General features: G+C 57.7%; 12 protein-coding genes. 10 read left to right on the top strand and 2 right to left on the bottom strand.

Annotation, left to right across the window (positions count from 1 at the left end; translation table 11 throughout):
- The first annotated feature begins 357 nt into the window (after window positions 1-357).
- From arcA to gbpA, 10 genes are all read left to right on the top strand, one after another.
- Window positions 358-1,578 (top strand): arginine deiminase, encoded by a 1,221-nt coding sequence (arcA, locus tag QLG21_RS06685; RefSeq protein ID WP_006174237.1) that lies wholly within the window; start codon window positions 358-360, stop codon window positions 1,576-1,578.
- Window positions 1,579-1,588: 10 nt separating this feature from the next.
- Entirely contained in the window at window positions 1,589-2,500 is a 912-nt protein-coding gene (gene arcC / locus QLG21_RS06680) for a carbamate kinase (protein ID WP_006174238.1), read from the top strand.
- Window positions 2,501-2,599: 99 nt separating this feature from the next.
- The gene (argF, locus tag QLG21_RS06675; RefSeq protein ID WP_006179093.1) at window positions 2,600-3,604 is read left to right on the top strand and encodes an ornithine carbamoyltransferase; all 1,005 of its coding nucleotides are present in this window, start codon (window positions 2,600-2,602) and stop codon (window positions 3,602-3,604) included.
- Window positions 3,605-3,649: 45 nt separating this feature from the next.
- The gene (locus QLG21_RS06670; RefSeq protein WP_058609569.1) at window positions 3,650-5,053 is read left to right on the top strand and encodes a YfcC family protein; all 1,404 of its coding nucleotides are present in this window, start codon (window positions 3,650-3,652) and stop codon (window positions 5,051-5,053) included.
- Window positions 5,054-5,133: 80 nt separating this feature from the next.
- Window positions 5,134-5,613, top strand: a complete 480-nt coding sequence (locus tag QLG21_RS06665) for an arginine repressor (protein WP_042322591.1) — start codon at window positions 5,134-5,136, stop codon at window positions 5,611-5,613.
- Window positions 5,614-5,713: 100 nt separating this feature from the next.
- A complete protein-coding gene (locus QLG21_RS06660; protein WP_006179090.1) occupies window positions 5,714-5,818 on the top strand; it encodes a pyrBI operon leader peptide in 105 nt (34 codons plus the stop codon).
- Window positions 5,819-5,852: 34 nt separating this feature from the next.
- Entirely contained in the window at window positions 5,853-6,785 is a 933-nt protein-coding gene (gene pyrB, locus QLG21_RS06655; RefSeq protein ID WP_006179089.1) for an aspartate carbamoyltransferase, read from the top strand.
- Window positions 6,786-6,797: 12 nt separating this feature from the next.
- Complete coding sequence (pyrI, locus tag QLG21_RS06650) at window positions 6,798-7,259, top strand: aspartate carbamoyltransferase regulatory subunit (protein ID WP_282484101.1); 462 nt, start codon at window positions 6,798-6,800, stop codon at window positions 7,257-7,259.
- A 73-nt stretch (window positions 7,260-7,332) separates the two neighbouring features.
- Window positions 7,333-7,719 carry a 2-iminobutanoate/2-iminopropanoate deaminase gene (gene ridA / locus QLG21_RS06645; protein WP_006179088.1) on the top strand — a complete coding sequence of 129 codons (387 nt, stop codon included), beginning with the start codon at window positions 7,333-7,335 and terminating at the stop codon, window positions 7,717-7,719.
- A 138-nt stretch (window positions 7,720-7,857) separates the two neighbouring features.
- Entirely contained in the window at window positions 7,858-9,309 is a 1,452-nt protein-coding gene (gene gbpA / locus QLG21_RS06640; protein ID WP_282484100.1) for an N-acetylglucosamine-binding protein GbpA, read from the top strand.
- 99 nt (window positions 9,310-9,408) lie between these two features.
- Here the strand turns inward: gbpA and QLG21_RS06635 are convergent, their stop codons facing one another.
- Together QLG21_RS06635 and mgtA are read right to left on the bottom strand one after the other, a co-directional pair.
- Window positions 9,409-11,793, bottom strand: a complete 2,385-nt coding sequence (locus tag QLG21_RS06635) for a family 20 glycosylhydrolase (protein ID WP_282484099.1) — start codon at window positions 11,791-11,793, stop codon at window positions 9,409-9,411.
- Between the two features lie 200 nt (window positions 11,794-11,993).
- The gene (gene mgtA / locus QLG21_RS06630; RefSeq protein WP_282484098.1) at window positions 11,994-14,702 is read right to left on the bottom strand and encodes a magnesium-translocating P-type ATPase; all 2,709 of its coding nucleotides are present in this window, start codon (window positions 14,700-14,702) and stop codon (window positions 11,994-11,996) included.
- Window positions 14,703-15,047: the final 345 nt, after the last annotated feature.

Here is a 15,047-nt window from a genome sequence, read left to right as displayed (position 1 = left end):
AATTGTGAATAATGCATAGCCATTCTCACCCCTGATTAAAATCCTTTTAAATCAGCATGATATCTAATTATTTCAAAAGATTGCCATCTACAAATTAATAACAACCTCGAATAAAGCCAATAGATCATGCTTAGCTATTCATCCGCAAATAATAGCCAATTAATCATTATCTGATTCGAATCATGCAATTGAAAACAAACCTCGTAATATCGCTTTTCGCGTGAGCAATATCACATTAACGATTATTCAACCGCCTAGTATGAATCTCGAAATCAATTGAGCTTAGCCGCCATGGAGTTAATTACACCGCATGGCGCATGCCCTTTTTATTCTGAAAAAACGGTTTAAGGAATAATTATGGAAAAGCATTACGTCGGTTCTGAAATTGGTCAATTGCGTAGCGTTATGCTGCACCGCCCAAATTTAAGCCTGAAACGGTTAACGCCGTCGAACTGCCAGGAGCTGTTATTCGACGATGTTCTGTCGGTCGAGCGGGCGGGTGAGGAGCATGACATCTTCGCAAACACGCTGCGTGAGCAGGGTGTGGAAGTCCTGCTGTTGACCGACCTTCTTACTCAAACGCTTGATATTGCAGAAGCAAAAGCGTGGCTGCTGGAGACGCAAATCTCCGATTATCGCCTTGGGCCCACCTTTGCCACCGACGTGCGCGGCTGGCTGGCAGATATGCCGCACCGCGAGCTGGCACGTCGTTTAAGCGGCGGATTAACCTACGGCGAAATTCCTGCCGCGATTAAAAATATGGTTGTCGATACCCATACGGCAAATGATTTTATTATGAAGCCGCTGCCCAACCATTTATTTACCCGCGACACCTCCTGCTGGATTTATAACGGCGTGTCAATTAACCCAATGGCTAAACCGGCACGTCAGCGTGAAACCAATAACCTGCGGGCAATATATCGCTGGCACCCGGCGTTTGCCGACGGCGATTTTATTAAATACTTCGGCGACGAAAATATTAATTACGACCACGCCACCTTAGAAGGCGGTGATGTGCTGGTGATTGGCCGCGGGGCGGTATTAATCGGATTGTCTGAACGCACCACGCCGCAGGGGGTCGAGTTCCTCGCGAACAGTTTATTCCAGCATCGCCAGGCCGAGCGGGTGATCGCCGTTGAACTGCCGAAACACCGCTCCTGCATGCACCTCGACACCGTCATGACCCACATCGACGTGGACACGTTCTCCGTCTACCCGGAAGTGGTGCGCAAAGATGCCCAGTGCTGGACGCTCACCCCGGACGGACGCGGCGGCCTGCTGCGCACCCAGGAAACCGACCTGCTGCACGCCATCGAAAAAGCCCTCGGCATTAACCAGGTGCGCCTGATCACCACCGGCGGCGATGCCTTTGAAGCCGAACGCGAGCAGTGGAACGACGCCAACAACGTCCTGACCATCCGCCCGGGCGTGGTGATCGGCTACGAGCGCAACATCTGGACTAACGAGAAGTACGACAAAGCCGGGATAACCGTACTGCCTATCCCGGGCGACGAACTGGGACGCGGACGCGGCGGCGCACGCTGCATGAGCTGCCCGCTGGAACGTGACGGGATTTAAAGGAGCCACTATGGAACGTAAACCCACTCTGGTTGTGGCCCTCGGCGGCAACGCGCTGCTCAAGCGCGGCGAGCCGCTGGAAGCGGAGATCCAGCGCCAGAACATCGAACTCGCGGCCCGCACCATCGCCGGACTGACGGCGCAGTGGCGCGTGGTGCTGGTGCACGGTAACGGGCCGCAGGTCGGGCTGCTGGCGCTGCAAAACAGCGCCTACGACAAAGTTACCCCCTACCCGCTCGACATCCTCGGTGCGGAAAGCCAGGGGATGATCGGCTACATGCTCCAGCAGGCGCTGAAAAACAACCTGCCCCAGCGCGAGGTGAGCGTGCTGCTTACCCAGGTGGAGGTGGACCCCGCCGACCCGGCGTTTACCAACCCGACCAAGTACATCGGCCCGATCTACACCGACGCGCAGGCGAAGGCGCTGGCGGCAGAAAAAGGCTGGATATTCAAGGCCGACGGCAGCGCATTCCGCCGCGTGGTGCCTTCCCCGCAGCCGAAACGCATCGTTGAGAGCGATGCCATCACGGCGCTGATCCAGCGCGACCATCTGGTGATCTGCAACGGCGGCGGCGGTGTACCGGTCGTGGAAAACGCCAACGGCTACCGCGGCATTGAGGCGGTGATCGACAAAGACCTTTCCGCCGCGCTGCTGGCGCGCCAGATAGAGGCCGATGCCCTGCTGATCCTGACCGATGCTGACGCGGTTTACCTCGACTGGGGCAAACCAACCCAACGTCCGCTGGCACAGGTCACGCCGGCGTTACTGAACGATATGCAGTTCGACGCCGGATCGATGGGGCCGAAAGTGGCCGCCTGCCGCGAGTTCGTTGAAGCCTGCGGCGGCATCGCCGGGATCGGCGCCCTGGCCGACGGGGCAGAGATTCTGGCGGGCGAGAAAGGCACGTTGATTCGTAACTGAGACGTTTTCCCCCTCACCCTAACCCTCTCCCTCAGGGAGAGGGAATATAACCGCCGGGGTGAGGGCAACAGACAGCTAAATTTCAAAAAGGATTTACCCATGACCATCAACCTGAAAAACCGCAACTTTCTGAAACTGCTGGACTTCACCCCCGCCGAGATCCAGTACCTGATCGACCTTGCCATCGAGCTTAAGGCCGCCAAAAAAGCCGGACGCGAAAAGCAGACGTTAGTCGGTAAAAACATCGCCCTAATCTTTGAAAAAACCTCCACCCGCACCCGCTGCGCGTTTGAAGTGGGCGCATTTGACCAGGGCGCGCAGGTGACTTACCTCGGCCCAAGCGGATCGCAGATTGGCCATAAAGAGTCGATGAAAGACACCGCCCGCGTGCTGGGACGCATGTATGACGGCATCGAATATCGCGGCTTCGGCCAGGCGATTGTGGAAGAGCTGGGCGAGTACGCGGGCGTGCCGGTGTGGAACGGCCTGACCGATGAGTTCCACCCGACGCAGATCCTCGCCGACCTGATGACCATGCTGGAACACGCTCCGGGCAAAACCCTGCCGGAACTGAGCTTTGCCTACCTGGGCGACGCGCGCAACAACATGGGCAACTCGCTGATGGTCGGCGCGGCCAAAATGGGGATGGATATTCGCCTGGTCGCACCGAAATCCTTCTGGCCAGAGGCCGGGCTGGTTGAGCAGTGCCGGGCCATCGCCAAAGAGACCGGGGCGCGCATCACGCTGACCGACGACGTGGAAGAAGGCGTGCAGGGCACCGATTTCCTCTACACCGACGTGTGGGTGTCGATGGGCGAGCCGAAAGAGGCCTGGGCCGAGCGCGTCAGCCTGATGACGCCGTACCAAATCAACGCCAACGTGATGAAGGCCACCGGCAACCCGAACGTGAAGTTCATGCACTGCCTGCCGGCGTTCCACAACGAGCACACCAAAGTGGGCCGCGAAATCGAGATGGCCTACGGCCTGAAGGGGCTGGAAGTGACGGAAGAGGTCTTTGAGTCCCCGAACTCCATCGTCTTCGACGAAGCAGAGAACCGCATGCACACCATTAAAGCGGTCATGGTGGCGACACTCGGCGACTAATCACCGCCCGGCGCACCGCGGGTGCGCCGGGTTGAGGAGAACATCATGGGCAAGTTCAAATTTCCCTCCGCTTACACCATTCTCTTTTTCCTGATTGCCGTGGTTGCCGTGCTGACGTGGATTGTACCGGCCGGGCAGTACCACATGGCGATGAACGAGGCGCTCGGTAAAGAGGTACCGGTGGCCGGCACCTACGCGCACGTCGCAGCGCATCCGCAGGGACTGGTCTCCGTGCTGATGGCACCGATCGCCGGGCTGTACGATCCGGAATCCGGCCAGGCCGGGGCGATCGACGTCGCGCTGTTTATCCTGATCATCGGCGGTTTTCTCGGGATCGTCACCAAAACCGGGGCGATCGACGCCGGGATCGAGCGCGTCACCACCCGCCTTCGCGGACGCGAAGAGTGGATGATCCCGATCCTGATGGCGCTGTTTGCCGCAGGCGGCACGATTTATGGCATGGCTGAAGAGTCGCTGCCATTTTACACCCTGCTGGTGCCGGTGATGCTGGCCGCCCGTTTCGATCCGGTGGTTGCGGCCTCCACCGTCCTGCTCGGCGCGGGGATCGGTACGCTCGGCTCCACCATTAACCCGTTCGCCACGGTGATCGCCGCCAACGCGGCGGGGATCCCCTTCACCAACGGTATCGCCTTACGCGTGGCGCTGCTGGTGATTGGCTGGCTCATCTGCGTGGCGTGGGTAATGCGTTACGCCCGCAAAGTGCGCAAGGATCCGTCGCTCTCCATCGTTGCGGACAAGCAGGAGGAGAACCTCGCCCACTTCCTCGGCAACAAGGGCGAGCAGTCGCTGGAATTTACCCCGGTGCGTAAACTTATCCTGCTGATCTTCGCGCTCGCCTTCGCGGTGATGATCTACGGCGTGGCGGTGCTCGGCTGGTGGATGGCGGAAATCTCGGCGGTGTTCCTTGCCAGCGCGATTATCGTGGGCCTGATCGCCCGCATGAGTGAGGAGGAGCTGACCTCCACGTTTATCAACGGCGCACGAGATTTGCTGGGCGTCGCGCTGATTATCGGCATCGCGCGCGGTATCGTAGTCATCATGGATAAGGGCATGATTACCCACACCATTTTGCACAGTGCGGAAGGTCTGGTCACCGGCTTATCAACGGTGGCGTTCATCAACGTGATGTACTGGCTGGAGGTGGTTTTGTCGTTTCTTGTGCCTTCTTCGTCCGGCCTGGCCGTACTGACGATGCCGATCATGGCGCCGCTCGCCGATTTCGCTAACGTCAACCGCGACCTGGTGGTCACGGCTTACCAGTCGGCATCCGGCATCGTTAACCTGGTCACTCCTACCTCTGCCGTCGTGATGGGCGGGCTGGCTATCGCCCGCGTGCCTTACGTGCGTTATCTCAAATGGGTGGCGCCGCTGCTGGCGATCCTGACGGTGGTGATTATGGTGGCGTTAAGCCTGGGTGCATTGTTGTAATTTGCCGGATGGCGCTGCGTCTGTCCGGCCTACGGATCGGTGCAGCGCCACCGGTTATTTCGGGAACTGATAGGGTAAATATGATGGATTACGAAGAGTACTCACCCAAAGAGCAACTACAGCTGACGGTGTGCCAGCGTCTGATCGCCGAAAAGAGCTATCTCTCCCAGGAGGAGATCCGCCGCGACCTGCAGGAACATGGTTTTGAGACCATCAGCCAGTCCACCGTTTCGCGCCTGCTGAAGTTGCTCGGAGTCATAAAAATTCGAAATGCCAAAGGGCTAAAGATTTATTCGTTGAATCCACAGCTGCGCCCTGCCCCCGACGCCGCGCGCACCGTTTCCGAAATGGTGGTCAGCGTGGAGCACAATAGCGAATTTATCCTTATCCATACCGTCGCCGGATATGGCCGCGCGGTGGCGCGTATTCTGGATTATCACCAGTTACCGGAAATTTTAGGCGTGGTTGCCGGAAGCAGTATCGTCTGGGTGGCACCGCGTGTCGTGAAGCGCACCGCACTGGTGCATAAGCAAATTAATTATTTACTCAGAACGCATTAATATTCACAAAGAACCGTTTGCATTGAGTAAAGCGTGCATTAAATCGCTTGATCCGCATAACGGGGTGCGTATAATGCCCGACAATTTGCCGGGAGGAAGCATGGTCAAGCGTGTACGACATATCGTCTTACCGCGTCTGAAATCAGACGCTGGCCTGCCGTTTTTCTTCCCGTTGCGTACCCTATTCCCAGAGCCCCTCATTTGAGGGGCTTTTTTTTGCCCGGCGTCAGGAGATAAACATGAATCCGCTTTATCAAAAACACATCATTTCCATAAACGACCTCAGCCGCGAAGAGCTGGAACTGGTTCTGGAAACCGCGGCAAAACTGAAAGCGAATCCGCAACCGGAGCTGCTGAAGCACAAGGTGATCGCGAGCTGCTTCTTTGAAGCCTCGACCCGCACGCGCCTCTCCTTTGAAACCTCCATGCACCGCCTGGGCGCGAGCGTGGTGGGCTTCTCGGACAGCAGCAACACGTCGCTGGGTAAAAAAGGCGAGACCCTGGCGGATACCATTTCGGTTATCAGTACTTACGTTGATGCGATTGTCATGCGCCATCCGCAGGAAGGGGCCGCCCGTCTGGCGACCGAATTTTCCGGCGGCATTCCGGTGCTGAACGCCGGCGACGGTGCGAACCAGCATCCCACGCAGACCCTGCTGGATCTGTTCACCATTCAGGAAACCCAGGGCACGCTGGAAAACCTGAACATCGCCATGGTCGGCGACCTGAAATATGGCCGCACCGTTCACTCCCTGACCCAGGCGCTGGCGAAATTTAACGGCAACCGCTTCTTCTTTATCGCCCCGGACGCGCTGGCGATGCCGCAGTACATTCTCGACATGCTCGATGAAAAAGGCATCGCGTGGAGCCTGCACGCCAGCATCGAAGAGGTGGTGGGCAACGTCGATATTCTGTATATGACCCGGGTGCAAAAAGAGCGCCTGGATCCGTCTGAATATGCCAACGTGAAGGCACAGTTTGTCCTGCGCGCCAGCGACCTCGAGGGGGCGCGCGACAACATGAAGGTATTGCACCCGCTGCCACGCATCGATGAAATCAACACCGACGTGGATAAAACCCCGCATGCCTGGTACTTCCAGCAGGCCGGGAACGGCATCTTCGCTCGCCAGGCGTTACTGGCACTGGTTCTGAATCGCGATTTGGCTCTGTAAGGGGAAACGACAATGACACACGATAACAAACTCCAGGTTGAAGCCATCAAACGTGGCACCGTGATTGACCACATCCCTGCGCAGGTCGGCTTTAAGCTGTTGACCCTGTTCAAACTGACCGAAACCGACCAGCGCATCACCATCGGCCTGAACCTGCCGTCGGGCGAAATGGGCCGCAAAGACCTGATCAAAATCGAGAACACCTTCCTGACCGACGAGCAGGTCAACCAGCTTTCCCTGTACGCGCCGGACGCCACGGTGAACCGCATCGACAACTATGACGTGGTGGGCAAATCCCGCCCGAGCCTGCCGGATCGTATTGAGAGCGTGCTGGTCTGCCCGAACAGCAACTGCATCAGCCATGCTGAGCCAGTTTCATCCAGTTTTGCAGTGAAAAAGCGCGCGAACGACATCGCACTCAAATGCAAATACTGTGAAAAAGAGTTTTCTCATTATGTGGTGCTGGCCAACTAATTGAGGTTGGTAATGAAAACCCGGCTGTTATAATGGCCGGGAACATTCTTAACGCTGTAATTCTGGAGAAAACATGAGCAAAGTACTCGCGACGGAAAATGCACCAGCCGCTATTGGCCCATACGTTCAGGGCGTTGATCTGGGCAGCATGATCATCACCTCCGGTCAGATCCCGGTGAACCCAAAAACCGGTGAAGTGGCGGAAGACGTAGCCGCACAGGCGCGTCAGTCACTGGAAAACGTGCAGGCGATTGTGGAATCAGCGGGCCTGAAAGTGGGCGATATCGTGAAAACGACCGTTTTCGTTAAAGACCTGAACGACTTCGCGACCGTGAACGCGACCTACGAAGCGTTCTTCACCGAGCATAACGCGACCTTCCCGGCGCGCTCCTGCGTGGAAGTGGCGCGTCTGCCAAAAGACGTGAAAATTGAAATTGAAGCGATCGCCGTACGTCGATAATATATTTCAATGAATTCAAGGCAGCTACGGCTGCCTTTTTTATTTCGACCATTTTTACTCTCTGTATAAAATGACATATAACCTTGTCCATTATTAGACTTTATTCGCCAAGTAATACTTTCTTTTAATGGACGAGTAATGAAACTTTCAAAAATCGCATTTGCAATCGCAACATTGACCGTTGCCTCTTCTGCATTTGCTCATGGATATATTGAGTCTCCAGCCAGCCGTGCTTATATGTGTAAGCTCGGTCAAAATATTGATTGCGGTACCGTTCAGTACGAACCGCAGAGCGTGGAAAAATCCTCCGGTTTCCCTACTGGCGCGATGCCGCCTGATGGTCAACTCGCCAGCGCCGGTATTTCTCAGTATTCCCAGCTCGATAAACAGAGCCTGAATGCGTGGACGAAAAGCCCTATGACGGCCGGTCCACACCAGTTCGTCTGGTATCATACTGCGCCACATAAAACGACTAACTGGCGTTATTATATTACCAAACAAAACTGGAACCCGAATAAACCGCTGACCCGCGATCAATTCGAATTAACGCCATTCTGTACCGTTAACGGTAATGGTCAGGCACCTGCCCAGCGTCAGACAATGAATTGTAATGTGCCTGAGCGTACCGGTTACCAGGTTATTTATGGCGTTTGGGAAATTGCCGATACCTCTAACAGCTTCTACCAGGCTATCGACGTTGATTTCGGTAACGGCGGCAACGTGACGCCAGACGAAACGCCACTTGTCGTGTCCGAGTGGACTAAGACGCTGAACGGCCAGATCGCAGGTAATAACCTGAACGCAGGCGACAAAGTGATCGCACGCTTCTTCGACGCAAACGGCGAAGTGGCCTCTATGCGCACTGAACTGACCATCGCCTCTGCTGAACAGGGTGATGCGAACCAGTGGTCTTACGACCTGGCGCAGCAGATCAACAACGCACACGGCGACGTTCGCGTTGGTGTTAAAGATGAAAGCGGTGAAATTAACCCGGTTCACGGCGCAAACAGCGTGTTCGTGAAAGATGGCAGCCAGCTGAAGTCCGTTGCTATCTCCTATGAAGAGCAGCAGGCTGACGTGAGCGAAACCATCGCCGTATCTAACCTGCAGTACAGCAAAATTGAAAACGGCAACGCAACCGTCACCTTCCACGTGAATACCCACGGTGACGTGAACCTGGAAGCGCACGTCATGAACCACATGGGTGCGGAAAAAGGTTATGTGAAGCAGGACATGAATAACGCCAACCAGGACGTGACCATGAACCTGACCGACGTGACCGCGGGCCACCACATGCTGAAGTACTACGCGACCAACAAAGACGGCACGATGTTCGCTCAGGACGTGCTGAACCTGATGCTGGAAGAAGATTCTGCAAGCGGTAACACCGGCAGCTACGACTTCACCTTCCCGCAGAACATCGGGTCGTACAAAGCAGGTACCGTGGTATTGCAGCCAAAAAATGGCAAGACTTACCAGTGTAAGCCTTTCCCTTACAGCGGCTACTGCGTGCAGTACAGCCCAACGGCAAACCAGTATGAGCCAGGCGTTGGCGCTCACTGGAAAGAAGCGTGGGTTCTGAAGAACTAATCTGAAGCATTCCGTTGCTTTTGCGCCCGGCGGCACTGCGTTTGCCGGGCCTACACGTTACGTAGGCCCGATAAGCGAAGCGCTACCGGGCTTCTCTTTTTACTGATTCCGCGTGGCGCGCAGCAGCGTCTCCAGCGGATACACCGCCGCAATCACCACCTCATCCTGAATCTTCGCCGCGTTATCCAGCTCGTTCTGAATCGAGGCAATCTCTTTATCGTCCAGCGTCCCCTGGCGCGCCACCAGATCGGTCAGCCGCAGACCTATCGACGCCAGTTTATCCACTTCCTGAATCACCGGCTTGATGGCCTTCAGCTGGTAACTGTTCTCGCTTAAGGCCAGCGCATCGCTGGTATTGTTCTGCCAGCGGTTGAAGACGTGACGCAGCGCATCGGCGCTTTCCGTGTCCTCGGCGTCGCTGACCAGCCTGTCGACCCATTTATTCATCTGACGCACGGTCAGGCTTTCTGCATTCAGGGCATCCGCCAGGCGGTTAAGCGGCTCAAACTGATGATAATTTCCGGCCTGGAACTTAAGGTGCTGGCGGGTGTAATACTGCGCCGGTTCAATTGCCTGGGCGAGGATCTGCAGCGGTAAGGTATCGGCGCTGTTTGCCAGACGGGTAAACTGCACCTGCTGCTGGGTGTGCTGCTGGAGGCCCACCGACACCGTCGTCCAGCTGTCCATCGCCTGCAGGCGGGTGTACATGTTATCGACGTCGTTGACATCCTGCGCCGACCACAGCCGCTCCGCCACGGCAAAGGCGCGCGGCCACAGGCGAATGTCCAGCACCGGGGCGACCACGTTTTCCGCCCACAGCGCGGCTTCACCGCCGAGCAGATTGGCCTGGTTGCCGGGCGACGGAACGACCGGGGTGACGCCTTTCGGTATCTCATCCAGCCGTTTGCCGACGATCGGATACCGGGCGTTACCCACCAGGAAATAGCCGCCGAGGGTGTCGTTATTAACAGAAACCACCGGTCGCGTTTCCCCCATCCAGGTATCCACGGTGAAGGTCACCTGATTGTCGTCGCGCCACTGGATTTCCTGCACCGCACGGCGAGATTTGCCGGCAAAATCAATGAACCCGCGCCAGCCCGCATTGCCTTTCACCAGCGTAAAACTCCCCTCTACCGGCTTGCCTTTCAGGCGCGGCATGGAGAAGGACCAGCTCTGCGCGCTGTCGTCATCGGCAATAACATCCACCCCGTTCAGCCCCTGGGGGAGGATTTCGTTGCGATAGTGGTAGGCGGTGGACTGCGGCTGGTCGAGGTAAAAGCCCGTCGAAAGGATCCCTTTATAGCCCTTCTGCGCCACCTGCCCAAGCGCGTCCTGCCCCTGCCAGGACTGGATCAGAATGCTTTTCGGCAGATCGGGATGGAAGATCTCGTCCCAGCCAACCATCTGGCGGTGATGTTTTTCGAGGATCGTCTCCAGCCGACGGTTGAAGTGCGCCTGCAGCGCGTGGCTGTCCGCCAGCTTGTTATCGCGCATGAATGTCTGAATGGCGGCGTTTTCTTTCCACTGGGTGTCGTCCACCTCATCACCGCCAATGTGGAGATACGGATCGGGGAAGATCGCTGCCAGTTCGCTGACCATCGCGTCGGCAAAGGTATAGGTCGCCTCTTTTGTCGGATCGAGAACCGGCTTCAGCACGCCCCAGTGGCGCTCCATCTGATACGGGCCCGGGGCGCTCATCAGCTCAGGATAAGCCACGGCAATTGCCGAAGCGTGGCCCGGCATGTCGATTTCCGGCACCACGCGGATGCCGCGTTCGGTGGCGTAACGCACGATCTCGCGCATCTGCTCAGGGGTATAAAACAGCCCGTCGCTGGCAAGCTGGGTCAGTTTAGGGTAGCGCGTCGAGGTAAAGCGCCAGCCCTGATCGTCGGTCAAATGCCAGTGCAGCACGTTGAGCTTTGCCGCCGCCATACCGTCAATTTGACGTTTGATATCCGGCAGGGGAATGAAATGCCGCGCCGAATCCAGCAGCAGGCCGCGCCACGGGAAGCGGGGGGAATCCTCTATCGTCACCCAGGGCAGCGAGGTGTTTTCCGCGCCGTTTTGAACAAGCTGGAGCAGCGTTTCCATCCCGCGCAGTGCGCCAAAACGCGTGTTGGCCGAGATCGTCACGCCGCTGGCATCCACGACGAGCCTGTAGCTCTCATCGCTGTCGGGCAGCGGCTGCGGTTTGACCTTTTTGGCTATCGCAATGCGGATGGTGGGTTTTTCAGGTTTCCCGGCCTGCGGCTGGAGCGTCCAGCCGGTTTGCAGGGCAATACGCTGACGCAGACGGTTGACCGCCTCACCGAGATCGTCGCCGCTGACGCTGACGGAGAGGTTATCGGTGAGTACCAGCGCTCCCTGCGTGGTGGGGCGTTCGACCTTTGCAGGCCAGGGCATCAACGGGAGATCGCCTGCCGGAGCGGCAAATGCGGAAGCGCCGAGCATAAGCCCGGCGGTTAAGAGACTGTACCGTAACATGAATGTTCCTTATCTGACGGGCCAAATAAAGGCAAAACATTTTGTTAACATGCGTACAAATTGTCGTCAAGCGCAAGGGCCGACGCAGATCACAGGTTGTTGAATTTAGGAGGAAAGCTATCTGCCGGGTGGCGGCTTCGCCTTACCGGGCCTACGTCTGGATCGTAGGCCCGGTAAGCGCAGCGGAACCGGGCGTGGTTTTACTGCCACCCATACCGGCGCGCATAGAACCCTTTCACCATCTGCGTCAGCACCATGTAACCCGCGAGGATCGCCACCAGCCATGGGAAGTAGCTCAGCGGCAGCGCCTGCAGCTGCAGGTAGCTCGCCAGCGGCGAGAACGGCAGCGCGATACCGAGCGCCATCACGATGCCGGTCATGACGATCAGCGGCCATGCGGCACGGCTCTGGATGAACGGAATGCGGCGCGTGCGGATCATATGCACCACCAGCGTTTGCGACAGCAGCCCCACCACGAACCAGCCGGACTGGAACAGCGTCTGGTGTTCAGGCGTGTTGGCGTGGAACACAAACCACATCAGGCAGAAGGTCAGGATGTCGAAGATCGAGCTGATCGGGCCGAAGAACAGCATAAAGCGGCCAAGATCGGACGGGTTCCAGCGCTGCGGCTTCTGGATCTGCTCATCATCAACGTTATCAAACGGGATCGCCACCTGAGAGACATCGTACATCAGGTTCTGGATCAGCAGGTGCAGCGGCAGCATTGGCAGGAACGGCAGGAACGCGCTCGCCACCAGCACGCTGAAGACGTTACCAAAGTTGGAGCTGGCGGTCATCTTGATGTACTTAAGCATGTTGGCAAAGGTCCGACGCCCTTCGATCACCCCCTCCTCCAGCACCATCAGGCTCTTTTCCAGCAGGATGATATCCGCCGCTTCACGGGCAATATCTACCGCGCCGTCGACGGAAATACCAATGTCCGCCGCGCGCAGTGCCGGGGCATCGTTAATGCCGTCGCCCATAAAGCCGACCACGTGGCCTTCGCGACGTAGCAGGGTGACAATGCGCTCTTTGTGCATCGGCGTCAGGCGGGCAAACAGCGTGGTGCGCTGGGCAAGGGCCGCCAGTTCATCGTCGGACAGGGGCTCAATGTCGCTGCCCACCACCACATCGCCCGCGTCCAGCCCCACTTCGTGGCACACTTTCGCCGCCACCAGCTCGCTGTCGCCGGTCAGGATTTTCACGGTAATACCGCTGGCCTTCAGCGCCTTCAGCGCCGGCGCGGTGGTCTCTTTCGGCGGATCGAGGAATGCGATGTAACCTTCGAGGATCAAATCGGATTCATCGATACGCTGATAGTCCCCTTCCCGCGCGGGCAGGAACTTGCTGGCGACCGCCACCACGCGCAGTCCCTGTCGGTTCAGGTTGTCGGTGACGCGTTTGATGCGGCGCAGCATGGTGTCGTCCAGCGGCACAATCTCGCCGTTATGGCGCACCTGGGTTGAAACGTTGAGGATCTCCTGCAGCGCCCCTTTGCAAATCAGCTGATGCACATCCTCTTGCTCGCTCACCACAACCGACATGCGGCGGCGCTCGAAGTCGAACGGGATCTCATCCACCTTCTGCCAGCGGCCAGAGAGCGTACGGGCAGACTCTTCATCGACGCCTTCCAGCACGGCGACGTCGAGCAGGTTTTTCAGCCCGGTCTGGTAATGGCTGTTGAGCCAGGCGCTGTGCAGCACGCGATCGCTGGTTTTACCGGCGATATCGGTGTGGTTCTCCAGCACAATTTTGTCCTGGGTCAGCGTGCCGGTTTTATCGGTGCAGAGAATGTCCATCGCGCCGAAGTTTTGAATGGCGTCGAGGTGCTTAACGATAACTTTTTGCTTAGAGAGTTTGACTGCCCCGCGTGCCAGGGTGGAGGTCACAATCATCGGCAGCATTTCCGGCGTCAGGCCGACGGCCACGGAGAGCGCGAACAGCGCCGCTTCCCACCAGTCGCCCTTGGTGTAGCCGTTGATCAGCAGCACAATTGGCGTCATCACCATCATAAAGCGGATCAGCAGCATGCTGACGCGGCCAATGCCCTTCTGGAACGCATTCGGCTCGCTCTCCTGCTCGGTGACGCGCCCGGCCAGCTGCCCGAACCAGGTGTTGCCCCCGGTCGCGGTGACAATCGCCTGCGCCGTGCCGCTCACCACCGTGGTGCCCATAAAGCACAGGGTATCGCACTCCAGCGGATTCACCTGCTGCGGCTCGCGAGTGCGCGCCACTTTCTCAACCGGCAGGGATTCACCGGTTAGCGAGGCCTGCGCCACAAACAGATCGCGAGCCTGAATGATGCGTAAATCCGCGGGGATCATATCCCCGGCGGCGAGTTTCACCAGATCGCCCGGCACCAGCTGGTCGATAGGCAGCTCAACCCAGGCGTTTTCCCCCAGATCGTTAATCACGCGGGAGACGGTCGCCGTGTTGCTGACCATCGCTTTCAGGGCGTCCGCCGCTTTGGTGGAGCGGGCTTCCTGAATGAAATTGAGCAGCGTGGAGATGCCCACCATCAGCGCAATCACCCCGGCGGCAAACAGATCTTCGGTCGCGTAGGAGATAATGCCCAGCACGGTCAGCAGCAGGTTGAACGGGTTACGGTAGCAGTGCCACAGGTGCACCCACCACGGAGACGGCTTTTGCGCCGGAATCTGGTTGTCGCCGTGCACGGCGCGGATTTTTTCCACTTCAAGCGCGTTCAGCCCTTCCGGATGTCCGCCAAAGGCGCGCCAGACTTCGTTTTCATCCATTGCCGCCACGTTCAGGCAGCGTTCGGTCAGGGATGCCGGGATCGCCGCACCGGCCAGATGTTTGGCGTTCGGCAGCGGGTCGCGCTCGGTCAGGCGACGTGGCAGATGACGGCTCAGCTGGGCAAGCAGCTGGCGAGTAATATTTTTAAGCATAGTAAGCTCCCCGCATCCGCCGGGCGGATGCAGTCTTTCCTGCAGGCGCGACAAAGCCGGGCCTGAGGGGCACTTAAGATTTCAAGCAGGAGCGTCTAAAACGCGCTGCCTCACGTAACCGGTGAGCAGCGCGGAGGCTGGCTTACCGGAAAGAAATTGCTCTCCCGTTCAGGAGAGGGGCGGGATCGGGATCCATATAGCCTCCGGTAAGTAAAAAGTGGGATGTCGCCGCGCAGTATAAGGATTTATCCATACCGTTTGTGACGATTCGGGCGGTATTATAACCCCAGGCAAATAAACCTAACGTAAACCAGACTTTGCCCATAGCCAATTCGCGCTATAGCA

Origin of the sequence: Enterobacter sp. V87_3 (assembly GCF_029967835.1) — a bacterium.
Lineage (GTDB): Bacteria > Pseudomonadota > Gammaproteobacteria > Enterobacterales > Enterobacteriaceae > Enterobacter > Enterobacter cancerogenus.
The sequence above is the reverse complement of the archived record's forward strand: the minus strand, read 5'-3'. Positions and strand labels throughout refer to the sequence as shown.